The sequence below is a fragment of the Dyadobacter pollutisoli genome (assembly GCF_026625565.1).
Taxonomy (GTDB): domain Bacteria; phylum Bacteroidota; class Bacteroidia; order Cytophagales; family Spirosomataceae; genus Dyadobacter; species Dyadobacter pollutisoli.
The window spans coordinates 4,222,423-4,245,681 of record NZ_CP112998.1 but is presented as its reverse complement, the minus strand read 5'-3'; the positions used below and the strand labels follow the sequence as shown (position 1 = coordinate 4,245,681).

17 protein-coding genes are annotated in these 23,259 nt (G+C 46.9%); 7 read left to right on the top strand and 10 right to left on the bottom strand.

Annotation, left to right across the window (positions count from 1 at the left end; all coding sequences use genetic code 11):
* Window positions 1-36: 36 nt before the first annotated feature.
* Together ON006_RS17350 and ON006_RS17345 are read right to left on the bottom strand one after the other, a co-directional pair.
* On the bottom strand, window positions 37-2,313 hold the full coding sequence (locus ON006_RS17350) for an FAD-dependent oxidoreductase (protein WP_244820637.1): 2,277 nt from the start codon (window positions 2,311-2,313) through the stop codon (window positions 37-39).
* Window positions 2,314-2,440: 127 nt separating this feature from the next.
* Window positions 2,441-4,471: a glycoside hydrolase family 2 protein gene (locus ON006_RS17345; RefSeq protein ID WP_244820636.1), complete on the bottom strand. Its 2,031-nt coding sequence runs from the start codon at window positions 4,469-4,471 to the stop codon at window positions 2,441-2,443.
* A gap of 58 nt (window positions 4,472-4,529) precedes the next feature.
* Here ON006_RS17345 and ON006_RS17340 point away from each other — a divergent pair, with 58 nt between their 5' ends.
* On the top strand, window positions 4,530-4,766 hold the full coding sequence (locus tag ON006_RS17340) for a DUF8507 family protein (RefSeq protein ID WP_244820635.1): 237 nt from the start codon (window positions 4,530-4,532) through the stop codon (window positions 4,764-4,766).
* Entirely contained in the window at window positions 4,763-5,173 is a 411-nt protein-coding gene (locus ON006_RS17335; protein WP_244820634.1) for a putative toxin-antitoxin system toxin component, PIN family, read from the top strand. The genes ON006_RS17340 and ON006_RS17335 overlap by 4 nt, the downstream gene beginning before the upstream one ends.
* Here the strand turns inward: ON006_RS17335 and ON006_RS17330 are convergent.
* From ON006_RS17330 to ON006_RS17310, 5 genes are all read right to left on the bottom strand, one after another.
* On the bottom strand, window positions 5,130-6,845 hold the full coding sequence (locus tag ON006_RS17330) for a sodium:solute symporter family protein (protein ID WP_244820633.1): 1,716 nt from the start codon (window positions 6,843-6,845) through the stop codon (window positions 5,130-5,132). The genes ON006_RS17335 and ON006_RS17330 overlap by 44 nt on opposite strands.
* Window positions 6,846-6,957: 112 nt before the next feature.
* Window positions 6,958-8,934: a sialate O-acetylesterase gene (locus ON006_RS17325; protein WP_244820632.1), complete on the bottom strand. Its 1,977-nt coding sequence runs from the start codon at window positions 8,932-8,934 to the stop codon at window positions 6,958-6,960.
* 38 nt (window positions 8,935-8,972) lie between these two features.
* A complete protein-coding gene (locus ON006_RS17320) occupies window positions 8,973-11,543 on the bottom strand; it encodes a glycerophosphoryl diester phosphodiesterase (RefSeq protein ID WP_244820631.1) in 2,571 nt (856 codons plus the stop codon).
* Entirely contained in the window at window positions 11,544-12,554 is a 1,011-nt protein-coding gene (locus ON006_RS17315) for an FAD:protein FMN transferase (protein ID WP_244820630.1), read from the bottom strand.
* Window positions 12,555-12,578: 24 nt separating this feature from the next.
* Window positions 12,579-14,351: an FAD-dependent oxidoreductase gene (locus ON006_RS17310; RefSeq protein ID WP_244820629.1), complete on the bottom strand. Its 1,773-nt coding sequence runs from the start codon at window positions 14,349-14,351 to the stop codon at window positions 12,579-12,581.
* A 52-nt stretch (window positions 14,352-14,403) separates the two neighbouring features.
* Here ON006_RS17310 and ON006_RS17305 point away from each other — a divergent pair, with 52 nt between their 5' ends.
* On the top strand, window positions 14,404-15,114 hold the full coding sequence (locus tag ON006_RS17305) for a hypothetical protein (protein WP_267609886.1): 711 nt from the start codon (window positions 14,404-14,406) through the stop codon (window positions 15,112-15,114).
* Here the strand turns inward: ON006_RS17305 and ON006_RS17300 are convergent.
* From ON006_RS17300 to ON006_RS17290, 3 genes are all read right to left on the bottom strand, one after another.
* Window positions 15,101-16,012, bottom strand: a complete 912-nt coding sequence (locus ON006_RS17300; protein ID WP_244820627.1) for a hypothetical protein — start codon at window positions 16,010-16,012, stop codon at window positions 15,101-15,103. The two genes, ON006_RS17305 and ON006_RS17300, sit on opposite strands and share 14 nt — an antisense overlap.
* Before the next feature lie 191 nt (window positions 16,013-16,203).
* Complete coding sequence (locus ON006_RS17295) at window positions 16,204-17,697, bottom strand: RagB/SusD family nutrient uptake outer membrane protein (protein ID WP_244820626.1); 1,494 nt, start codon at window positions 17,695-17,697, stop codon at window positions 16,204-16,206.
* Window positions 17,698-17,730: 33 nt separating this feature from the next.
* Window positions 17,731-20,757 (bottom strand): SusC/RagA family TonB-linked outer membrane protein, encoded by a 3,027-nt coding sequence (locus ON006_RS17290; protein WP_244820625.1) that lies wholly within the window; start codon window positions 20,755-20,757, stop codon window positions 17,731-17,733.
* A gap of 351 nt (window positions 20,758-21,108) precedes the next feature.
* Here ON006_RS17290 and ON006_RS17285 point away from each other — a divergent pair, with 351 nt between their 5' ends.
* The 4 genes from ON006_RS17285 (at window position 21,109) to ON006_RS17270 (ending at window position 23,131) form a co-directional block, all read left to right on the top strand.
* Window positions 21,109-22,281 carry a LacI family DNA-binding transcriptional regulator gene (locus tag ON006_RS17285; protein ID WP_244820624.1) on the top strand — a complete coding sequence of 391 codons (1,173 nt, stop codon included), beginning with the start codon at window positions 21,109-21,111 and terminating at the stop codon, window positions 22,279-22,281.
* A gap of 67 nt (window positions 22,282-22,348) precedes the next feature.
* Entirely contained in the window at window positions 22,349-22,558 is a 210-nt protein-coding gene (locus tag ON006_RS17280; protein ID WP_244820623.1) for a type II toxin-antitoxin system Phd/YefM family antitoxin, read from the top strand.
* Window positions 22,555-22,815: a Txe/YoeB family addiction module toxin gene (locus tag ON006_RS17275; protein WP_244820622.1), complete on the top strand. Its 261-nt coding sequence runs from the start codon at window positions 22,555-22,557 to the stop codon at window positions 22,813-22,815. The genes ON006_RS17280 and ON006_RS17275 overlap by 4 nt, the downstream gene beginning before the upstream one ends.
* Window positions 22,816-22,921: 106 nt before the next feature.
* Window positions 22,922-23,131 carry a hypothetical protein gene (locus ON006_RS17270; RefSeq protein WP_244820621.1) on the top strand — a complete coding sequence of 70 codons (210 nt, stop codon included), beginning with the start codon at window positions 22,922-22,924 and terminating at the stop codon, window positions 23,129-23,131.
* Window positions 23,132-23,259: the final 128 nt, after the last annotated feature.

Sequence of the window (23,259 nt, the reverse complement as noted above, 5' to 3'; positions counted from 1 at the left end):
AATTGTTAATTTTCAAAGAAGAAAGTAAGAGACAACTCAGGCATAGGCACGGATTTCGAACAGTGAAGCAGGGACATTGGGATTGGAATTGGTCACTTTGATTTTCAAATATCGCGTTGCTGCGGACTGTGCGACATTTATTGTTCTTTTGGTCTGGTGATTTTCTTTTATGCTACCTATCAATTCATTTTGATCATTAAAGATTTCGACATCGTTTGCACAGAACGGCATAACCGTTTCGGGATGCACATAAATTACGTTTTCCATAGGATGGTCGAAGTCGGTATCGAACACCAGTTCTATGGTTGAAACGCCGACGGGACTGTTCCATTCCACCGTAATTTCAGGGTGTTGGTCATCAAATGCGGCAACCCAGGCATTAGGGCTGGCTATCGGACGATGAAAACCATTCCGGATATTTTCAGGTTCAAAAAGGCGAATGGGTTCAGCTAATGTAAAAGCCAGGTTTCGGCCTTCCGGGCGTCGCTGCGGACACCAGAACTCGAAAGTATCCACACCGAGATCTTCACCAGGCTCTTGTTTTCCATAGTTGGAGACAGCAGGATTCGTCGCATTGAAAACGGTCAGTATACCGGTCACACGTTTTTCGCTAGCCTGTATTTTGATGTTTTCATTTTTAATAAAACACACGAAAGCATAGCATTCCTCTTCAAAATTTTCCGCCCAGTCGAGCAGAATTTCCTGTTTACCGGGTGCCAGTGCAAAGCTTCTCATTTCCAGGGTAATATCGGGCGTGTGATTGAATGCCTTGCTGCTTTTCCGAAGCTCCACATTCAAAGTGGTATGTTGCGATGCTTCCACCCATACTGTCATTGCAGGCATTTTTCCGTGTATTGGAAGCATTTGTGCTACTGAATGTTCAATGTTTGCCCAGTGATCCGAACCAGGCAATTCGTGTAGTTGCAGGCTGGATGAAGCCGTAATGTTCGCTTTTTCAACCAGATTGTCAGGATCTGAGATTTTGGTCTGAGGCAAATATTGTCCCGAACGCCACAGTTCCAGTTGCAGTTCTTCCAGATACAGCTCACCGACTTCCCTCGGCGTACAACTGTATTTTTTCGCAATCGCTGCCGCCACCGCCACCGCCTGCCCGCCCGTCGCGCTTGTAGCCATAACCCGTGTCGACGCGAACGCCACGTGTGTAGCGCTGATGATCCTGCCCGCAATGAAAAGGTTATTGATATTTCTACTATAAAAACAGCGGTAAGGAATGCTGTAAACCCCTTTGCTATGCCATTGGTTACAGCCCGACTGGTCGCTGTAAACGCCGTCGGCCGGATGCAGATCGAGGCTCCATCCTCCGAATGCGACGGTATCGTCAAATTTTTTTTGCTCAACAATGTCCTGCTGTTTGACCAGATAATCGCCTTCAAAGCGACGGCTTTCCCGTTTTCCGGGGATAGTACCGACCCATTCCAATGTCATAGTCTCAGCCTCAGGAAATGCGCCTGAGTTTTTAATGTAATTCCAGGCGCCGTACACAACTTTCCAGAGCTCCCACTTAATTTTTTCAGTATCGTGGACTGTATCCAGCCTGCCTCCGTATTCAAGCCACCATAGCCGGCAGCCGAAATCTTTCGGATTAAAGGTTTTATAGCGCGGGATTTCAGTAATGTCCTGCAACGCAAAAGAGGGTGGAGTAAACTTAACCGGGCGTCCTATATCTTTGGAGTAGAAATACATAGAATGCCCCAGCAGCTCACCGTAAGCCTTGTCCGGCGCGAATTTTTCACCAAACTCTTCCATAGACTCTGCTCCCATACGGAAGGCGGCACCTGCCAGAAAGCCCACAATTCCGTCTCCCGAAGAGTCACAAAAGAATGGTGCAGTCAGTATATATTTGGTACTATTCTGACTGCAAAAGGCATATATAGTTTCAATGGTATCCGTCCCTGTCTTTTTATCGAGGTCGTAAACAGCCGTGTTCAAAAGCAATGTAATGTTTGCCTCTTGCACAACTTTTTCGAGCAGTACAATGTCGAAGATCAGCGGGTTACCGTCGGGGTTTCGGTTAATGTTGTCCAGCATGATCTCGTCGATCACGCCGCCTTCTCTCGCCCAACGGTTATTGTTGCCCATATGCGAAGTAGCGCCCAGTATCCACAGTCGTACTTCGCTGGAACAGTTACCGCCTAAAACCGGCCTGTCCTGCACCAGGACCACTTTCAAGCCTGCACGCGCCGCTGTTACAGCCGCACAGGTACCGGTCAATCCGCCTCCGATAATCACCAGGTCCGATGCTAATGCTAATGTTTTTGGTTCTCTTTTGTGTGTTGATTCTTCTTTTATCATTGGTCAGGTCATTAAAAAAATGGCATATCTGTTTTGTTGACAATTGACCATCGCCAGTCAATTGTCATTAATGGTCAGGAATAGTCAAGAATTGTTAGAATCATCTATCGTCACTGATGTCAAAGACTTATTTCAGTTCAAACTCCGTTTCAAGGGTTGCAAAACCGGTTGGTTTAGAGATTGTTATATGTATCGTTTTATCAAATCCAAGAACAGGAATCGTAATGTCCTTGCTTTCTCCGGGGTTCAGGTTTGGCAGGTTAATGCCTGTTTTTTCGGTTTTAAGCGTATATCCCTTGATAGTCCGTGAAGGGAAATCTGCGCGCGATGTGATGCGCAGCACCAGCTGATGTTGCCCCTGGTCACCTTTTGTGAAACTTACTTTTTCAATGGTTACCGGTGATAATTCTCTCTGGTGAACCGCATAAGCAGGGCGGTGAGATCGGTCCGGACCAACTATACCCCAGGGCCGGTAGCCATTCACATTCGTACCAAACAATTTACTGCGGTAGTCGTTATAGGTCCACCATGAAATGCCGGCCACATAAGGCCTTTTTCGGATCTCGGACACAACTTCCCGGATATGTTGCGCCTGGTATGCTTCACCTTTGTCTCCGTCGGAGCGCGTACCCCACTCGCTGATAAATACAGGTTTGTTGGGATAAAGTTTGTGGATATGATCGAGGGACCTGGCGTGTCCACCGTAGGTGTTGGTTGATACAAAATCCACGTACTGACTGGCCTCATCTTCGGGCTTAGCGGGCAATGCATTCAGGCGCATTGTCGCAAAAGTGTAGAGCCGTGTGGGATCAACTTCTCTGGCGAATGCAATCATGTCTTTCGTCCAGCGCTGACCACCAGGCTCATCGGAAAGGTATTCATTACCAACGCTGTATGCCATCACACTCGGATGATTCCAATCCCGCTCGGCCATTTCCCTGAACTGCGATTTGAATTTATTCCGCATGGAATCATCGTCCATTTGCTTTCCGGTAAGTTGCCAGTTCCCCGCTTCGGTGATGATCAGCATTCCGTGTTTGTCGGCCAGGTCATAGAAATATTCACCGGGAGTATAATGTGTGAGCCGCTGGAACTCCATACCAGCCTCTTTCATCAGGCGGAAGTCTTTTTCAACAAGCCAGTCCGGCTCCATTGAACCCAATCCCGGGTAATCCAGCACACGATTCCCTCCTCCGACTTTTAATGGCTTTCCGTTGAGCAATATCTGTGTGTCGCGGATTTCGATTTTTCGTATCCCGAAGTGGGAAGCGATCGAGTCCGAGCCGACTGTGGCTTTGAGTTCGTACAGGTTCGGCTGGTCAAGGTCCCATAGCTTTACCTGTGGGGCTGGAATTGTTGCTTCTGCCTCAATGAAGGCAGTTTGTCCAGCGGGAATACTAGCAGATCTCGTTTTCCACCGTAATAAAACTGGTTTTTTGTCTTGAAAAACAACAAAGTCAACTTTTGGCGTAGCTGCGTTTGAAGATGAATTTTTGACCCGGATTTTGGCGGTAATGCTGGCAGAGCTCTTAATAAGGTCCGGTGTTGTTTCAATTTTGATATTCTCAGCGTAAACCTCCGGCTCGATTGTCAGGTAAACAGGGCGGGTCAGTCCGCCGTAATTGACCCAGCCTACAAAGGAATCATCGACATCTCCATTATCCTTGACCCCTGGAATGGTATTTGTTTTCCAGGTATTGTTATTGACTGCAACGACCAGCTCATTATCACTTTCTTTGAGGAAAGAAGTCGCATCGAAGCTGAAAGGCGTGTAACCACCTTCATGCTCGCCGACTTTCTGGCCATTCAGCCAAACGTAGGTTTTGTAATAAGCTGCATCGAAATGCAGGATCACGCGTTTGCCTGACGTTGGTTTCCAGGGAAAAAATTTACGATACCAGGCTGTTCCTGTGTAAAATTCATAGCGGGCATCTGTCGAGAAACAGTGCGGTACAGTTACCTTGTCTTGTCGGGAGGGCTTAGCCGCGTTCTCTTTATACCACTGATTTGAAATTCCAAGCTCAGCCGGGTCCAGCACAAACCACCAATCCCCATTAAGCGATATCGCCCCCGGATCTTTGATATGATACTGAGCGAAAGTGGTTTGTGGCGCCCAATAGGCGATAATCAGGAGTAATGTTTGAAATCTATAGTTCATAAAAAGCGTTAAAGAAATTCAGGAGAATTAGGTTATTTTTGTAAAAACAGTTTCAGCGATGTCATCAACCCAGACCATTCCGAGCCGACTAAGCAATCTTCAAATCGAACTTTTGAAGTTGTATCCGTATAGCGTTTCCGAAAAGGAATTAGCTGATATTCGTAAAATGTTGGCTGATTATTTTGCCGAAAAAATTGATAATCAAATGAGTCAGTTATGGGACAAAAATGACTGGAATGATCAGACCATTGAAACCTGGAAATCAGAGCACCTTCGCAGCAAAGTTTCCAAATGAAAATAGTTCTGGACACAAATGTTTTGCTGATTTCTCTTCCTTTAAAGTCCAAATACCGTCCCATTTTTGATGCGCTCAGAGCGGGCGACTTTGAATTGGTGGTCAGTAATGACATTTTGCTTGAATACCACGAAAAAATTGCCGAAAAAACGTCTTTTGAAATCGCCGAAAATGTCATTAAGTTGATTTTATCTCTCGACAACTGCACACTGCAGACTACCTTTTTCGAATGGGGATTGATGCACAATGATGAAGACGACAATAAATATGTTGACTGTGCATTAGTGGCGAGCGCAGACCATTTGATTTCAGAAGATCGGCATTTTAACATTCTCAAAACGGTTGAATTTCCTAAATTATCTGTCATGCGTGCGGATGATTTTCTTGAACTGGTAAAACTTCACTGACCTTCCTGGATGCCAAAAATGGGATCAATGAGGATATCAGAACCACCGTCGCCACCCCTGCCGTAATCACGGCACCCGAAGTCGTCAAAACACTCAGAATATAAAGCATCACTGCTGTAAAAAGCAGCGCACCGGCAATCACCTGCAATCCAAAACGATTCTGACGTTTGATCTCCAACGCCTCCCCCTCATTGACTTCCAGTGCATTAATTCTCTTTTGTTCTTTGGATACCAGATACTCCCGGTACTCATTGGCCGTCAGGTTATTCGATCGTGACCACAGCTCGTAAGCAAGCAGGAGCAGTAACGGCAACCCGACGCCCACAATGGTTTCCATTCCCCGCGATAACTTGAAATCCAGCAGAATCGGAGCTAATATTTTGAAGAATAAATTGACGGACAAGCCAACACCCGTAACCCATAATGTTACTTTACTGGTGAGCCGTTTTGAAAACAATGCCCAAAGTGGAGGAGCCAGCAAAGGCCCGCCCGAAATGGCTGAAATGCTCAGTACCACTTCCACGATCCCACCCGCGGCAGGCACAAGTAATGCGATCCCGATCATACCCAGCCCGAATACCCAGGAGGAGCCACGCGCGACACGGATCAGCTGCTTGTCAGAAGCTTTCGGGTTCACCATTCCTTTATAGATATCATTGGTAAATACTGCCGAAACTACATTCAAAGCGGTATTGGCACTCGCAGAAGTGGAGAAATACATGCCGGTGAGCATGAGCCCGAGCAGGCCGGGAGGCAGCACCAGTTTGCAGATCATGAGATAAGCATTTTCCGTATCCAGGCCGGTCAGTGATGGATTAATGGCCTTGTAAATCATCGGTGGGAACATCCAGATCACGGGGCTGATGAGATACAATCCGGCAAATAGAAAAGCCACTTTTTTCGCTGATTTTTCACTATCCACACTGGTATACCTCTGTACCATCGTCCAGTTGCCGCCTATGTAGCAAATGTGATAAATGACAAATGCGGCGACAAAACCAAGGGTATATTCGCCGTTCAAAAGATTGAAAAAATCACCCGGAATTCGTTGCGTGAAACCTTCCCAGCCACCGACTTTATCAAATGATAGCGGAAGTAAAATGAATACCGCTGCCGACAAAACCACGAATTGTAAAATATCCGTCACCATCACCGCCCAAAGCCCTCCGACCGCCGTGTAGGCGATCATAAACAATCCCAAACCAATGGTACAAGGTACCAGCGGCAAGTCCAGCGAGGCACTCACAAGCCTGGCAACGGGATAAAGCACTGAACCCTTGATAAAAACAGAGACGAGTGTGAAAATGAAAATGTAGGTCTTTTGAACAGGTAAACCCAGGCGTTCGCGGATGAATTCGGCGGCTGTTAACGCGCCCGTCCGTTTCCAGCGAGGAGCCAGGTAAAGTGCTGTTACCAATGCGCCGATGCACATTGTCCATTGAATGGTGATCGCTACCCAGCCATGTTTGTACGCAATGGAACCCCAGGCCACGAAAGTCCCGGCGGAGAAAAAGCTCATGAAAAGTGATAATCCGCCGATGAACCAGGGTACGGCTTCGCCTCCTGCGAAAAATGACTTCAAATTTCTCCCGGTCCTGGCAAACAACATCCCAATGCCCATCACGAATGCGGAAAAGACGAGAATGACAATGGTATCAATGGTGGTATTCATATTTTGGCTGTCGGCTTTCAGCGGTCGGCTGTCGGCATTTTTAGTTGTATTCGAGTTTTAATGTTTTTATTCCAAATGAGCGATCGTTACTAGCGGCGCTTCGTACTATTCTTTACGGTTTGTCGGTTCGGAATGGGGAGGCGGGGTAGCCCGTCTGGTTGTAAAGATTGGCGCCGTTGCTTTCCACCGGGCTGCCCGACCAGGCATAGCGTACGGTTTTCGGATTATCAATGCCATCCTGCCAAACGATCACTTCATTTCCTTCAATTTTGGTTTTTGCCCAAACAAATTTTTTGTCTTCTCCCGCAATCGCAAATCCTTTCAAAGCGCCTTCTTTGGGCTTCAATCCATTCGTTGCATATTTGAATTTCAAGCGGATCTTATTGCCTTCAATTTGCATCGATTCGTACAATGGAGAGGTTTGGAGGCCGTTTTCACCGTAGCAAATCCTTCTGGCTTCGGCTGCCATTCGTTGGCCGACCTGCTGTTTATAAATCGGGTGGACATCGTAAGGATTTCCGACATCAATGGTAACCGCCAGGCCGGTTTGCGGAACAGCTAGCGTCGCCATTTGCGCCTCGCGTAGTTCAGCCCAGTTTGATTCAACAGGATTGGGAGTCAGTGCACCGTAACCTGCCAGTTGCGCGATGATAAATGGTAATTCTCCCTGGTTAAATTGTTTTCGCCAATCGGAAATCAGCAGCGGCAGCGACTTTTTGTACTTGGCAGCATCGGAAGCATTGGCCTCGCCCTGGTACCAGAGAAACCCTTTTAACCCCAAATCAGCAAAAGGTGCGATCATGGCATTATAAATTACCGATGGATTTTTTCGGTTTTCAGAAGGATCTGCTGGTTTGGCAGGGTACGCATTTATAGCCAGACTGCTCTTGAAAAGCCACTCACCAGACAATGGGATTATCAATGGATTTTCTGACTCTGAGAGTTCTTTAAGCCATAGCTGAGTAGCGTCCCGACTGGTAAAACCGCCCAATCCGGACAAGTTTTCAAGTCGGATGGAAATCAGGTTTTTGCCTTGTTTTACCGATTCTTTTGGGATGGTATAAATTCTTCTGCCCGGCTGCCAGGTCCCGCGTGCGATTTCGGTTCCGTTGAAATAGGTAATGTCGTAATCTTTCAATGTTTCGAGGTTCAAAAGGAGTGGTTTATCAGCCATCGAAGCAGGTACATTCACTTCTTTGCGTAGCCACACAACTCCGTCAAAATCTTGCAGGCCGTGATTTTCCCAGTAGTCGGGAGCGATCAGTTTTTTCCAATTCTTGGGCTGATAGGCTGGCGAATACCACTTTTCAACAAAACCGCTGTCGCTTTTCCACAAATTTTCCATCCATTTTTGTGAACCCGTAGCATAGGCCTGCTGGCTCATTTCAAGCGCATTGTTACCCTTGTATTTAGCATTGAATTTGTCGGCCAGTTCTTTGAAATCAGGATGCTCATTCATGCTTTGCAGCCCGATCCAGGGCTCGATAAAAGTGCCTCCCCAGGAAGAGTGGATAATGCCGATTGGAATGTGTTGTGTCCTGTAAATTTCTTTCGCAAAAAAGTAAGCAACTGCCGAAAAAGCCGCAGCATTTTCAGGAGTAGAGACTTGCCAGAATGCTTTGGTTGTGTTACTCTGAGGATTGGTACTGATCTCTCTCGCAACCGTAAAAGACCGGATCTGCGGCAGATCGGCGTTTTTGAGTTCGTAGGAAGCATTAAATACCTTGCTTACCGGCCATTCCATATTCGATTGCCCGGAACAAAGCCAGACATCCCCGATCATTACGTTTTTGAAAGAAAATGAGCTATCCGAAACCACATTGATCTCATAAGGTCCGCCGGCTTCCCGTGCTGAAAAAGTTACTTTCCAGTTGCCGCCCGGCTCTGCTTTTACCTTTTTCTTTTCTCCATTAAAATCAATGGTGAATGTAGATTTCGGCGCAGCCGTTCCCCAAAAATGAATAGGTTTCTGACGTTGTAACACCATATTATCGCTAAAAAACCAGGGCATTTTTATTCCGTCTGCCAAAGTAAATTGGCTGGCGAAAACACTAAACAGAATGAATATCCCAATGCTAATGCGAATCATTTTTTGAAATAATTACTCAATATTTTTTACTAAAAACCTTACTCAAACCGCACAGTGTATACCTCCATTCCAAATCCAGGCAATTGATACGAAGCAGTGCTGATAGCTTCTCCCGAAACAGTTTTGGCAATATTTTTGACCTTTTTACCAGCAGCCCATTTGTCAGGATCAAATGTTAGTTTCCCGTTGGAAGGCTGTGCACGGTTGTTCAAAAGGATGACGTACGCTTCATTTTTGGAGGTATTCTCAGCCAAAATGCAGTCTACCGTCGGCTGAATACCCGCTACAAATCCTTCGCGAATGACCAGATTAGCTTTTTCTCCGTACACCTTCCCCGCCTCGAAGCCATAGGTTTGATGCGGACCAACTTTGGGTGTTACAAAGCCTCTCGGGAACTCCACTTTTCCAGCAGATCGCAATGCTACTTCTGAAAGCAAATAATCGGTGATCCAGCCGATCTGCCACCACGCATGATGCGGGTAGGGGCCGGCGCCGCGGTTCATCGCATTCCAATAGTAGGAAGCCACACTCGTTTTGCTGTCTACAAATGCATCCCGTCCAATCGCCGCCGAGCGCGCCATATCGGCAAAAATGGGTTCGTTGGTCAGCTGCGACATCCTGATAAACATTCCCGCATGGCTGGCCAGCTGGATAGGGCCATGGCGTGTAGCAGAACCGAAAATGCCGCCATGTTCAAAGCTAAGCCCGGTCTGACTGATCTCCCAGTCTTCCCTCGCGACGCCATTCACCGATTTAGCATTGTGATTGGCGATGGGGTGGGTATAGATGGAAGTGGTGTAAATTTTCGCGCAGGTGATGGCTGCGTCCTGGTACTTTTTGTTTTTGGTCAAATCATAAAGGTCAAGCAACGCCTGCGCTGACTGGCCAGTCGCAAAGTCGGGAGCGTAGCGTGCATCGCCACAAACGCCCAGAAATGCGCCGGTTTCAACTGCATTTTTGATAAACCAATCCGCGCCTTTTTGCGCCGCTTTCAGGTATTTTTCATCTTTCAAAAGTCGGTAAGCCACGATCATTCCGTAGAAAGTCGGTCTTACATCTTTGATATCTTTGAAAAGTTCTTGTTCCGTTTTGCGGTCGTAAGCCACTGCCCAGCTGCCGTCTGCACGCTGCCAGTTAAGCAATTTATCCGCACCAAGGCGCAGCCTGTTTTTGAGCTCGGTATTATTAGCATCAAACAAAAGCATATTCCCCATGTCGAGTAACACATAGTAAGTCAGTGCGATAGGTTCCACCACCTCGCCCCATTCTTCGACGAATTTTTTGCTTTTGGCCAAATAATACTGACCCTCAATGGCACCGTCAAAAAATCCTTTATCAGTTTCTTGCTGTACCAGTTTGAAATTGAGTGCGGGGGGCAATACTTTTTCTTTCAGTTCGGGATCGTTGGTAGCATTGGCCAGCATCCACATTGCACCGTAATCCGCGTTTTTCATTGCGTCTTTATTGGAGCCTACCACTCCACCGAGATAGGATTGAGCACCAATCTTTTTCCCTTCAAACTCCTCAATGTTCCACATCGAAGTTGCCGGATCGGTGAGGTAATGGTGCATTTTTTCAATGCGGTCGGTCAGCGATTGTTTGCTTTGCCGAAGTGCCAGCGTCTCGCGGAATTTGTAAATATCATTAGCAGCATGCTTCGCAGCCTGGAACCAGTCGCCTGCAATAAGGCTGTACCGGAATGAGTAGCTGATCGTTTCTCCGGCATTACGCTCCGACTTTGGTTCACCCAACACCGGGTAATAAAGGGTAGGAGAAAGCTGGGCTTTACGGTTCATGTGCGACAAACCTAAAAACCAGTCCGTTTGCGTGATTTTGTCTTTCGCCCACGGATCTCTCGCCAGCCCTGGCTCCGGAATGACTGACAATGTGATGCCGTTTTTGGTACTCACCAGCGGGCTCAGCGTGGTGGCGCAACGTTCGCGGTAAACAACCGGGCGGGCGGGTGCGCCATGTCCGTATGCATATGCGAGCGCGAAATTTTTCTGTAAAAAGTTACTTTGAAAGTAGCCCGGTACCGATATCCACGCCATTTGTTCTGTGGGTACAGTTGCTAATGTGGGTGTAGCCAGTGAAAAATAGCCCTTCTTTTTCGGGGTCAATGTCATGGTAACCAGCACGTCACCCGGGAAATTTGGGTCGAGTTTCCAGTTTGCCACAACCGTAGCCGCCTCGGTTTCCTTCTTGAATTCCAGTTCTCCATTTTTGGCCTGCAATGATGATGGTAGAAAATGAAAAGCCTGGCCGGCTGTGTTCAATGAAACCTCGGTGGTGCTTTCTTTCCACTGTTCCTGCTGGTAATGGTAGTTGTCCTCCGGGAATTTGCCGCCTGTAATTTTTTCAAATGTCTCTTTGGGTTCGGCGGAAGTTTTGGTGTCGGAATAGAGTAATGTGTACTCGCCGGAAGGAGTGAGTCCCTGCACCCATTTGCCGTCTTTTTTTACCAAAATCTTGTTGATCCGCCAGCTATCATTTTGTTGCTGCCAATGAATCTGAATGTCGTCATTGGATAGCGAATTGACGATTTTCTTCTGGGCGAAGACGCTGCCCAGCAAAATAATGTTCAGGAAAAGGGTTATGGAAATTCGCATTTAATTCGCTGTTTCTTTAATAAAATTCTTAATTCCTTCGGTCACAAAAGCCTCCATTTTGCCTTCGTCGTTGGTGTATAGAACGTACACATCTATATCTTTTCTCTTGGTCAAAAATCGTTTGATACCATCCAGGCCCATTACAAAAAAAGCTGTGTCGTAGCCGTCCGCTGTGATCGCATCTTTGGCAATCACCGTCACGCTCAGTACCGAACTTTGCTCCATCGACCCGGTTTTGGGGTTTATAATGTGATTGAAAACCTGTCCATTTTTCTTGAAATGATTCCGGTAATTTCCAGCCGTCGTCATGGCGCGGTCGGCGAGCACAATGGATGAATGCAATGTGCCGGGAACCAGCGGATTTTCTATCCCTGCAACCCAGTACTGTCCATCGTTCTTTTTTCCTTTGCAAACCACCTCGCCACCTATCTCGACCATAAACCGGTTTATATTTTTAGTTTCAAGAAAATGGCCAATAATGTCAACCGAGTAACCCTGGGCAATTCCATTGAAATCAAGCCTGATGTGCGGCTTCTTTTTGCTGACCGAGGTTTTGTTAAACTGAATGTTCTGAAAACCGATCAGTTGCAACAGCGAATCAACATTAGCATTCTCAGGGTCTATTTTCTTTTTAGGGCCAAATCCGTAGGCTTCCACCAGCGGCATGATCGTCGGGTCAAAAGCGCCGTCAGTTGCATTAAATATTTCTTCTGATTTTTTTAAAACAGGATAAAAATAAGGTAGCCGGAATGTCAGTGAACTGGACTTGTTGAACTCGGCGATCTCCGAGTCTTTCCGGTAATTGGAAAGTGATTTGTCAAATTCTGTCAGGATCGAATCAATTTGAACCTTGAAATTTCGGTTTTGGCCATCGAAGTATTTGATATGATAAGTGGTCCCTTGTGCCTCTCCGCTAATGGAGACCATTGGTGTTTCCAAAGTTGCTGCCTCATCGGAAAGAGGCAGCGTCCAGGACATTAAAAAACAAACTACTCCGGCAAATCGATTCATTATCATTGATTTAAACAAAACTTATTACGGCTGCGGAGGCGAAGTTTCACCTTTCAGAATGCCCATTAGTTCGGGTAGGTGATCCTGATAAACCCCGCGTGGAGTCGTTTTGTATTTGGTTGTCAGATACGCTGCAAAACCAACAACCTCGCCCATCATGCCACAAGTCCGCATGACGCGCGTGCTTCCGAATGCCACGTGGGTGGTGCTGATATTCCGTCCTGCAACGAACAGGTTTTGAATATTTTTCGAATATAAGCAGCGATATGGAATAGTATAGGGCGCTACCTTAATGTGTTTGGTACCCGCAAAAAACTCCTGGCCTTCAAAGTACCGGCTGTTTTTCGCGTCGGGGAAATGGAGGTCAATGGTCCAGGTAGCAGTTACTGAACCATCGGGGTAAAATTTGCCCTCCTGAATATCCATCTGGTTCAGGATATGGTCGCCGATAATGCGCCGAGACTCGCGTTTTCCACCAATGTAAGCCACCCAAGCCAGTTCTTTTTTGGCGTATTTGGCAGGTTTGTTCTTTTTGAGATAAGACCAGTTTCCGTAAATGGCGCGGAGGTTATGGTCGCGGATTTTTTCGGCGTCGGTAATGGTATTAAAGTTTCCAAAGCCTGTTTCCCATTGCCAGTCAGCCTTAGGCTCGTCGATATGGTATTCGTCGGAAAACTGGATGGCCCAGGGTGTTTCTGGGAATGAAGAAACTGTGTCCCTGTCAAGTGAAGCCCACAAATTGGAAGTTCCTAATGTAAAATCGTCTGCTTTTTCGGCCGCTAGCGATTCCCCGGTTTCGGCTTTGCTCTCACGGCCCATCCTGAACTCAGCGCCAGCCAGGTAGCCAATGGTACCATCGCCGGTACAGTCGGAAAAGAATGATCCGGCAAACCGCAGTTCCTTGTTGGTAGCAATGTCACGGCCGATTACAGCTGTAATGATATCGTTTTCTTTTTCCACTTTATAAACGTGGGTATTCAGGAAAAGGGAAATGTTTTTTTCTGCTTTTACAATCGCAATTTTCCTCGCGTCGCCATATTCTTTGGCATCAGGGTTACCGTTGCCTGGATCACCATTATCCATTTCTCTTACAATCCGGCCCAGTTTTGGATAATGGTTTTTATCCACATCCCCCATTAAATGTACCCTGATCTCCGAGCTGTTATTTCCTCCTAAAACAGGTCTGTCCTGTATCAAAGCCACTTTCAGGCCCATTCTTGAAGCTGAGATCGCTGCGCAGGTTCCCCCGATACCACCACCTACTACTACCAGATCAAAGTCACCTGCATTGGCTGGTTTGTCGGTAAGGTTCAGCAGTTTTTTGCGGAATGTGGTCAGTTCTTCCAGTTTATTTGGTGGTGTAAATTTCAGGTCATCGGTGAAAAGTATTGCGTCGCAGCGGCCGTTGAAACCTGTCATGTCCTTTAATGTAAGGCTCAGCTGATCGCTTTTGATTTCCGTTTCGCCGCCGTCGTACCACTTCCATTCGTCCGACCCGCTGGAACCAAAGGCTTGTCCGGCAACTTTGCCATCCAGTATTACTTCGAATTTACCTGGCCCTTTCGGGAATGGCGCCCAGTCTTTGGTGCGTACCCACATGCGGTATTTCCCTTTTTTAGGGAATTTAACGATGGTTGTGGCATCTTTTACAGGCCTTCCCATTCCGTGGGCCATAAGGTACGAGGAGCCCATTACCACAAATGACTGCTGGTCGATCACCCAGCCACCTTTATTTTCAAAGGATTCGGTTTCCACGAAGACGTGGTTTTGGGCGGAGACATGGAGAGACAGGAGCATCAGGAGGACGATGGCGACCCATCCCCTAGCCCAGGGCTTAAGCCCTGGGTTAATGGATGATGATGATGATGATGATGATGATGCGGTATGTCGTCCGGATGGTGTGCCGGTGGATGTACGGGTGTCGTGGGTGGTGGCGATAGCCCAGGGCTTAAGCCCTGGGTTAATGGATGATGATGATGATGATGATGATGATGCGGTATGTCGTCCGGATGGTGTGCCGGTGGATGTACGGGTGTCGTGGGTGGTGGCGATAGCCCAGGGCTTAAGCCCTGGGTTAATGGATGATGATGATGATGATGATGATGATGATGATGATGATGATGATGACGATGCGGTATGTCGTCCGGATGGTATGCCGGTGGACGCGCGGGTGTCGTGGGTGGTGGCGATAGCCCAGTGCTTAAGCCCTGGGTTAATGGATGATGATGATGATGATGATGATGCGGTATGTCGTCCGGGCGGTGTGCTGGTGGACGCGCGGGTGTCGTGGGTGGTGGCGATAGCCCAGGGCTTAAGCCCTGGGTTAATGGATGATGACGATGATGCGGTATGTCGTCCGGATGGTGTGCCGGTGGATGTACGGGTGTCGTGGGTGGTGGCGATAGCCCAGGGCTTAAGCCCTGGGTTAATGGATGATGATGATGATGATGCGGTATGTCGTCCGGATGGTGCGCCGGTGGATGTACGGGTGTCGTGGGTGGTGGCGATAGCCCAGGGCTTAAGCCCTGGGTTAATGGATGATGTTTTCATTGATTGGTGAGTATGGCGTTGATTAGTCTTGACTGCTCTTCGTTGGATGAAGGAGCGGCCGTTTTCAGGTTCTTTTTCAATGATGGGGTTAAGGGAATAGTGGTCAGTTTCTTTAAAATGGCTGTTTGTAGCGCGTATGACGATTTTTGGAATGTTTTCCAGAGCCAGTTTTGTCTTTGCTCACCAGTGAAAAACTGGCCGTTTGTATGTTGCAAGGCATACCTGGCTGTGAAAATGTTTTTTCCACCAATGACCTTTTCAATGTCGGATTCAAATGGTTTTTGAACTATTCCATTTTTGTCCGTCACCTTCGCCATTGCCCAGTATTGATAATTGTGGTTGGTACTGGTCAGAAATTCGTGCAGCAAGTTTTCATTCGTATAACCAGCGATGATTTTTTGCATTTCGGGGACGGCTTTTCCGTATGCAATGTGCCATAATGTATAGCAGGTGTACACCGCCCCGTCGATTACCTGATTTTTAATGGTTTTTAGTGTTGCGCCCGCTTTGGCATCTACCGAATCGGTCAGGCTTTCGGTACCTTTTACGATCAGGTCTTCCATTTTAAGGTCGGCGAAAATGGAGTTGGGCTGGGCAAGGATATCCTGCAATTTTTCGTAATCCTCTTCCTTAAACTCGTCGTGATCCACCTTCGTCAGCACTTTATTTTTGGGTAGATCAAATCGTACATAGTTGCCAAGCAGGTCCCAATAAAAGTTAATATGCACCGGTTTGCATTCATTGGTATAGCAAACCGGTGTGAAAATGTTTCTAAAAAAATATTGCGGCCTGCCGCTCTCATCCAGTGCCAGTTTTAATGTATAAGTCAAGGTATCATTTTCGACAATTTTGAATTCACGAACTTTTTCAATTCCCCAAGTCGGAGAATTGAAAAGTGCAAGTGTCATCAAAAAAAGAAGTGTTTTGAACATTAATAAACAGGGAGCCCCGCTGGGGCTCGGCGGTTAAATTGGTATTATTATTTCTAGTAACAGGGAACCCCGATGGGGTTCTGACTGAAAATGGTCATCCATCGTACCTAACAACATTCATTCATTCATTCATTCATTCGCTCATTCACTCATTCAAAATTCAAAATTCATTTCCAATCTGGGTTTTGTTCCAATTTCGAATTGGCATTGATTTCGTCCTGCGGGATTGGGAAATATTTGTTTTTGGGTGTCACATTACGGACCGGGTACACGCTGTTGACCGCTTTCGGGATCACCGTCAGGAATTTGCCGGTGCGGGTAAGGTCATACCAGCGATCACCTTCTGCAAAAAATTCCCAGGCGCGCTCCTGCAAAACGGCTTCGATGAATGCGTCTTTGGCAAGCCCGGCTTTCAAATTTGGTAACCCGGCGCGGTTTCTCACCATATTCACGTATTCGTAAGCGGCGGCGGTCGGGCCATTCAAACGTGCTTCTGCTTCGGCAGCGATCAGGTATACATCCGGCATTCTCAGAATAGGAATGTTGGGGATCAAACCAATGGTAGACACCGGGTCCTGGTATTTTTTGATCAGTACACCCTGTGTTGTGATCGGGGTGATGCTTTTCTGCGGAACGATTTTTCCAGCTTTATCAATGTAGTTGGTATCCAGCAAAGTGCGGCGTTTGTCGGCAGGATCGAAGGAGTTAAAAAACGACTGATACGCAAACATTGACCCAAAAGAAGTTCTCGCATAAGCAGGCGCAGCACTACCTGCCGGCCCGCACAAGCCTACCAACTGGTGGCCCAATCCCGGTGAAACAGGATCAACCTCGTAAGCGAAAATGTTTTCGAGACGGGCAGCATCTTCGTTGTCATATCGGTAAACATCCACCACATTTGGCAAAAGAGCATGCTTATTCGTAGCGATAGTTGCCTTTGCTTTTTCTAATGCTTTGGCCCAATCTTCATTATACAATGCGGCTTTGGCATAAAGCGCAAGCGCAGCCTCGTTAGAAGCACGACCTTTTACTACCGACGGGAAAGAGGGCAATCCTGCCGAAGTAGCCAGGTCCAGATCGGCATAAATCTGCTTGTACACATCCGCTTTCGGGCTCTTCGCCGTCAACGCTTCTTCTTCTGTATAGCTTGGCGTGATCTTGATCGGAATATCACCGAAGTTTTTTGTCAAAAACCAGTGATAAAAAGCGCGCAGGAAGTATGCTTCGCCGAGGATCTGTTTCTTTCGGGTTTCATCCATTGTCGCATTGGGAACCTTGGCAATGACCCAATTGGCCTTTTCGATACCACCGTAACAAGCCTGCCAGATCTGCTGTGGCGATTCAAACACCCGGCTGTTGCTTTTCTGGGTGGTATAATTGACATCATAAGTGAATAATGTCAATGTGTTTCTGCCCACTACACCGCGAGGGTAGGTTTGGTCGTCACTGAAATCGGCGATGAGCGTGAGTGCTGGCGCACCGCCCAGGCTACCCAATGCTCCATAAACTGCTACGAGCCCTTTTTCAGCGTCAGAGGCAGTTTTGTAAAAATCTTCGGTATAAATGGACGAGTAAATCGTTTCGTTCAACTCGCAGGACGGCAGCATAATGGACGCTGCCAGGGTACATAAGCTTGCGGTTATTTTAAATGTCTTTTTCATATTTTGAATGCTAAGAAATCAGCGTTGAGGATTTTAGAATGTTACCTGAATTCCGCCAAGGAATGATCTGGATTGAGGATACACGAAGTTGTCGACGCCAATCACGGTGTTGGAACCGGCATAGGTGTTCACCTCAGGATCGTACCCGCTGTAATCGGTGATCGTGAACAGGTTGTTTGCACTTACGTACAGTCTGATTCCCTGTACCCACTTCATTTTAGGCAAAGTGTAGCCGAGTGTCAGGTTTTTGCATCGCATGTACGAGCCATCTTCCACCACGTAGTTTGAGATCGGTAACCTTCCGCCCTGCGCACCGCTCACGTACTGGTTGCTCGGGTTTGTCGGTGACCAGCGATTTACCACACCTTTCAGCAAATTGCGCTGGCCAAGCGGGTTTTCGAATGATAATCGGCTTGCATTATAAATATCATTGCCCTGCGATCCCGAAATAAAGACGCCAAGGTCAAAGCCTTTGTATGCCAGATTGGTAGAAAACCCGTAAATGAATTTTGGATTTGGATTACCCACAATCACCTGGTCAGCAGCCGATATCAGCCCGTCGCCGGTAACGTCTTTGATTTTATGACCACCGAGGCGACCGTCATAACCCGGGAGAATGGCATCGCCAGTCTGGTTTACACCATCGAAGACATAGGTTTTAAACATTCCAAGCGGTTGTCCCACTTTCAAAACTGTGTAAGTAGTCACGAAACGTTCGTTGGTAACACCTCCGTCGAGGTCCAGTACTTTGTTTCGGTTAATCGTTGCATTGGCTGAAACGTCCCATTTCAATGCGCCATTCAGGATTCTCGCGTTCACTGCCAGTTCAAGTCCTTTGTTCTCCAATGAGGCATAATTACCTGTTATTGAACCATAACCAGAGCTCAATGGAAGTGTTTTTACGTACAGAAGATCATCTGTTTTCTTGCGATAAAGGTCGGCGATCACACTCACCCGGTTGTTTAGCAGGCTGATATCCAAACCAATGTTACTTTGTACCGAACGCTCCCATCTCAGATCGGGGTTTGCAATTCCGGTCGGGTTGATACCTGTCGTATAAGTATGGTTGATCAGGTAATCGCTCCCCGTAGCTGCGGCGGTCGAAAGCGACTGATATGGGTTGATACCCCCGGCGTTACCCGTTATCCCGAAGCTACCACGCAATTTCAGGTCGGACAGCCAGGTAAGGTCTTTCATAAAAGACTCCTCGATCAGACGGTAAGCCGCTGAAATCGCAGGGAAAACACCGTATTTGTGATTTGCCCCAAATTTGCTTGAACCGTCGGCACGGGCAGTAAGGTCCAGGAAGAACTTATCTTTGAAGCCATAATTCACCCGGGCCATGTAGGAATCCAGGCGCTGGCTGCTTCTGCCACTGCTCACCGTACGGGTCAATGCGAGCTGCATTGCCTCGTTTTGGGTAGCATCATTCGGGAAACCTGATGCATTCATGGTATTGGAATTAGATTGTTCCAATTGTGTTCCAAATACCGCCGTAGCTTTGAATGAATGGTTTTTGCCAAAATTAGTGCTGTAAGTCAGGATACTTTCGTGAAGTAAAGCCAGGTAGTTGGCATTGGCTTTGGTACCGGAACCGGAATTATCATTCAAATCACTTTTGTTGATAATCGATCTGGGAGAATAGCCGTCATACAACTCAGCTCTCTGGTCGATGTTGAAGGAAGCCCGATAAGTAAGGCCCTCGAAAAGATTGGCTTCTCCATACAAATTGGCCAGCGTTCTTTTAATATCTCTTTTATTCAAAGCCGCAGCAAAATTCAGGGGATTAACTACCTCGCGATACTGACCGCCCGCCTGCTCTCCGAAAGGAAAAATGGAACCGTCTTCGCGGTATGGTTTCAATGTAGGTGGTGCACCAATCGCGGCGCCAAGAACCGACGAAAGCACTGCGCCGCCGTCGCCAATGTTCTCTCCGCCGGTCTGGATACCATCATTGACAGAATAACTGCCCAAAATACTGGTGCCTATTTTAATGGATTTGCTGAGGCGGTGATCCAGGTTAAGACGGTAAGAGTAGCGTTTGAAGCCTGAGCCGATGAATGTTCCTTCCTGATCAAAATAATTGAGGGACAAAGCCAACTGGGTCTTTTCGTTTCCACCGTTGACAGAAAGCTGGTGGTTCTGGATCGGGGCTTTGCGGAAAATGTAGCTCTGCCAGTTCACACCCTCGCCAAGCGAAGCGGGATCAGGGTAGTAGGTATTTTTAAAAACCTCATTTTCCAGTTGTGCAAACTCGGAGGCATTCAGTACATCCAATGTTTTGTTGACTTTCTGAGTACCGTAGTAACTGTCGAAAGTGACGCGGGTTGCTCCGTTTTTACCTCTTTTGGTCGTGATCAACACCACGCCATTGGCGGCTCTTGCTCCATATATAGCTGAGGCTGAAGCGTCTTTCAGTACTTCAACTGATTCAATGTCATTGGGGTTAATGGTCGACAGCGGGCTCACGTCAGTGATGCCGCCGCCATTGGAAATCTGGATTCCGTCGATCACATACAACGGTTCCGAAGATCCGTTGATAGAGTTCGTTCCCCTGATCCGGACGCTGATATTTCCGCCTGGCGCGCCAGAGTTCTGGTTGATCTGCACACCTGCTACACGTGCCTGCAATCCTTGTGCGATGTTGGCAACCGGTGTCTGTACCAGGTCAGATGCTTTTACGGATGCAATGGAACCGGTGGTTTCCACTTTGCGCTGCGTTCCGTAACCTACCACCACCACTTCTTCCAGTGCTTTGGTGTCCGTTTTGAGTGAAATATTCACCGAAGACCGGTTGCTGATTGCAATTTCCTCTTTCAGGTATCCGACAAAGGAAAATACCAATGTGCCGTTTCCAGGTGCTTCCAGCGAGTAGGTACCCTCTGCGGTGGTGAGCGTTCCCACCTGTGTTCCTTTTACTGTGACGCTCGCTCCCGGAATACCTTCTCCTTTTTCGTCCGTAACCTTTCCGGTCACAGTTTGGCCCTGGGCAAAAACAGTCTGCATTGTTCCGAGGCACATACCCAGGAGCAAGAACAAATGATGTATTTTTTTCTTCATATAAACAAAAAATTAGGGTTTGATCGATTAACGGGTAAATGGGAATAATACAATTGTTTGGTTATTTGAGAACTGGTAACCTGTTTCAGTAATGTAATTCCAATGTCGTTTCTGCGCTTCAAAACGACACTTTTACTTGAAGATAATGGCTCGATAGTCTCGAATCAAGAGGATTTAAAGCCTAATAATTCAAGAATTCAGACAAAAAGTATCGGCAACGTTTGCGGAGACGTTACCGATATATGGTTTTATATATTTTTAATATAAGAATTTTATATTTTTGTGAAGTGATTGCTGAAAGGAGAGAAGAAATAGGTTTCGGGGGCTGTTTATGTAAATAATACAATTGAAATGATCAAATGTGTCAAGTGCGGGGAAGTGGATGGAATTATGAAGGCGGGTTATGTGAGAGGAAAGCAGCGCTACCTGTGTAAACTCTGCAATTACTATTTCACCTGTTCAGAAAAAGATGATTCAGCCCAGTCTCTGCTTCGGAAAAAACGACATCAAACCACGATCATCGACATTGCCAAATCACTGGGTGTTTCCAATTCAACCGTATCCCGCGCATTGCATGGTCACGCTGACATCAGCCCGGACACGCGCCAGGCGGTACTCGATAAAGCGACGCAGCTGGACTATCAGCCGAATCAGCTGGCCTATAACCTGGTGAAAAGCAAGACGAATACCATTGGAATGATCGTTCCGGAATTTCACAACCCGTTTTTCCCCAATGTCATTATCGGTGCACATGATATCCTGACGAAGGCCGGGTATAACCTGACGATCATGCAGAGTAATGAATCCTATCAGGTGGAAATTTCTAATACCAAAGCAATGCTTGCCAACCGGATCGATGGTTTGCTGATCTCGCTGACGCAGGAAACCAATAATTTTGATCACCTCAGTGTTTTTGAAAAACGTGGGATTCCGCTGATCCTTTTTAACCGGGTATGTGAAGAAATTGATGTGCCCAAGGTAGTGGTGAATGATTTTGAAGCGTCTTTTCTGGCTGTGGAGCATTTGATATTAAATGGATACGAAAGAATCGCCCACCTCGGTGGACCGCTCACATTGCAGGTGAGCCAGGAGCGGCTGAGGGGTTATAAGGCCGCAATGGAAAAGCACGGCAAGAGCATCGATGACCACATGATCATTCAGGGGATGCTAACACAGCAAAAGGCGAGGATCTACGGCCAATATCTGCTGGACCTGGCTGACAGGCCTGATGCAGTTTTTGCTGTCAATGATTCTTCTGCCATTGAAATTATGCTTATCGCTAAGGAAAAAGGAATCAGCATTCCCGACGAGCTCGGGGTAGTGGGGTTCAGTGATAATCCCGAGTCGGCCTACATCGGCCCCGGCCTCACCACAGTCCGGCAGCCTACCCTCGAAATCGGACGGACTACCGCGGAATGGATCCTGCAACTCGTTGATTCGGAGGATCTGAACCTGCATGAAAGGAAGATTCTGAATACGGAACTGATTGTGCGGGGGTCGTCGCGGCGGAGCTGTGTTCTTTGAATTTTTCGTTACATTTGAGATACATTACTCACTTCATGACACATACTAACATTTAAAACTATTCACGATGCTACGATTAGCTTTGGCAACAAACAGAGGCAAACGCACCATTTTAAGTTTTTTGAGGAACCTTAAACCTCAAAAGAAAAGGTTTGTGCCGATGGACACCACAGAATATTTAATGAGTAGTCCAGAGAATAGAGATCGTCTGCTCAAAGCTATAGACGATGTCAAAAATGGTCGAAATATTATTTATCGTGACCTTATTGAGCCTTGACGCTTGCCTGGCAAACCGAAGCCTGGGACGAGTATTTGGAGTGGCAAAAAACTGACAAGAACATTGTAAAACGGATCAATGATCTTATAAAGGAATGTTTAAGAACCCCTTTTGAAGGAAAAGGTAAGCCCGAACTGCTGCGCTCGAACTTGTCAGGCTATTGGTCAAGACGGATCACAGATGAGCATCGTCTTATATATAAAGTGGAGAATGGCATTGTTACTATTGTGAAATGTCGGTATCATAACGGTAAATAACTGATAATAAGGTCGCTGTGTCGTACCAGTACGATCTAAATTTTTCGTTACATTTGAGATACATTACTCACTTCATGACACATACTAACATTTAAAACTATTCACGATGCTACGATTAGCTTTGGCAACAAACAGAGGCAAACGGTCTATTCTTAACTTTTTGAGCCGCAGGGTTCAAAAGAAGAAGCCTGTCGAAATGGATACTACTGACTATTTATTAAGCAGCCCTATTGACAGGGAGCGCCTTCTCCAGGCAATGGACGACTTCGAAAATAACAGAAGCGTCTTTGTCCAGCGAGATCTTATCGAGCTTTGACGCTTTCGTGGCATCCTGATCCAAATGCTATACTTATCTCAGATGATTATTTCGCCACGAATACACGAATAATGCACGAATGCATTAGTGTCCATTCGTGCATTCGTGGCACAAAAAAAGTGCGATCC

Coding starts and splice junctions, on each gene's coding strand:
- ON006_RS17350 (WP_244820637.1), bottom strand. CDS start 2,313: ATGATAAAAGAAGAATCAACACACAAAAGAGAACCAAAAACATTAGCA.
- ON006_RS17345 (WP_244820636.1), bottom strand. CDS start 4,471: ATGAACTATAGATTTCAAACATTACTCCTGATTATCGCCTATTGGGCG.
- ON006_RS17340 (WP_244820635.1), top strand. CDS start 4,530: ATGTCATCAACCCAGACCATTCCGAGCCGACTAAGCAATCTTCAAATC.
- ON006_RS17335 (WP_244820634.1), top strand. CDS start 4,763: ATGAAAATAGTTCTGGACACAAATGTTTTGCTGATTTCTCTTCCTTTA.
- ON006_RS17330 (WP_244820633.1), bottom strand. CDS start 6,845: ATGAATACCACCATTGATACCATTGTCATTCTCGTCTTTTCCGCATTC.
- ON006_RS17325 (WP_244820632.1), bottom strand. CDS start 8,934: ATGATTCGCATTAGCATTGGGATATTCATTCTGTTTAGTGTTTTCGCC.
- ON006_RS17320 (WP_244820631.1), bottom strand. CDS start 11,543: ATGCGAATTTCCATAACCCTTTTCCTGAACATTATTTTGCTGGGCAGC.
- ON006_RS17315 (WP_244820630.1), bottom strand. CDS start 12,554: ATGAATCGATTTGCCGGAGTAGTTTGTTTTTTAATGTCCTGGACGCTG.
- ON006_RS17310 (WP_244820629.1), bottom strand. CDS start 14,351: ATGCTCCTGTCTCTCCATGTCTCCGCCCAAAACCACGTCTTCGTGGAA.
- ON006_RS17305 (WP_267609886.1), top strand. CDS start 14,404: ATGGATGATGATGATGATGATGATGATGATGCGGTATGTCGTCCGGAT.
- ON006_RS17300 (WP_244820627.1), bottom strand. CDS start 16,012: ATGACACTTGCACTTTTCAATTCTCCGACTTGGGGAATTGAAAAAGTT.
- ON006_RS17295 (WP_244820626.1), bottom strand. CDS start 17,697: ATGAAAAAGACATTTAAAATAACCGCAAGCTTATGTACCCTGGCAGCG.
- ON006_RS17290 (WP_244820625.1), bottom strand. CDS start 20,757: ATGAAGAAAAAAATACATCATTTGTTCTTGCTCCTGGGTATGTGCCTC.
- ON006_RS17285 (WP_244820624.1), top strand. CDS start 21,109: ATGATCAAATGTGTCAAGTGCGGGGAAGTGGATGGAATTATGAAGGCG.
- ON006_RS17280 (WP_244820623.1), top strand. CDS start 22,349: ATGCTACGATTAGCTTTGGCAACAAACAGAGGCAAACGCACCATTTTA.
- ON006_RS17270 (WP_244820621.1), top strand. CDS start 22,922: ATGCTACGATTAGCTTTGGCAACAAACAGAGGCAAACGGTCTATTCTT.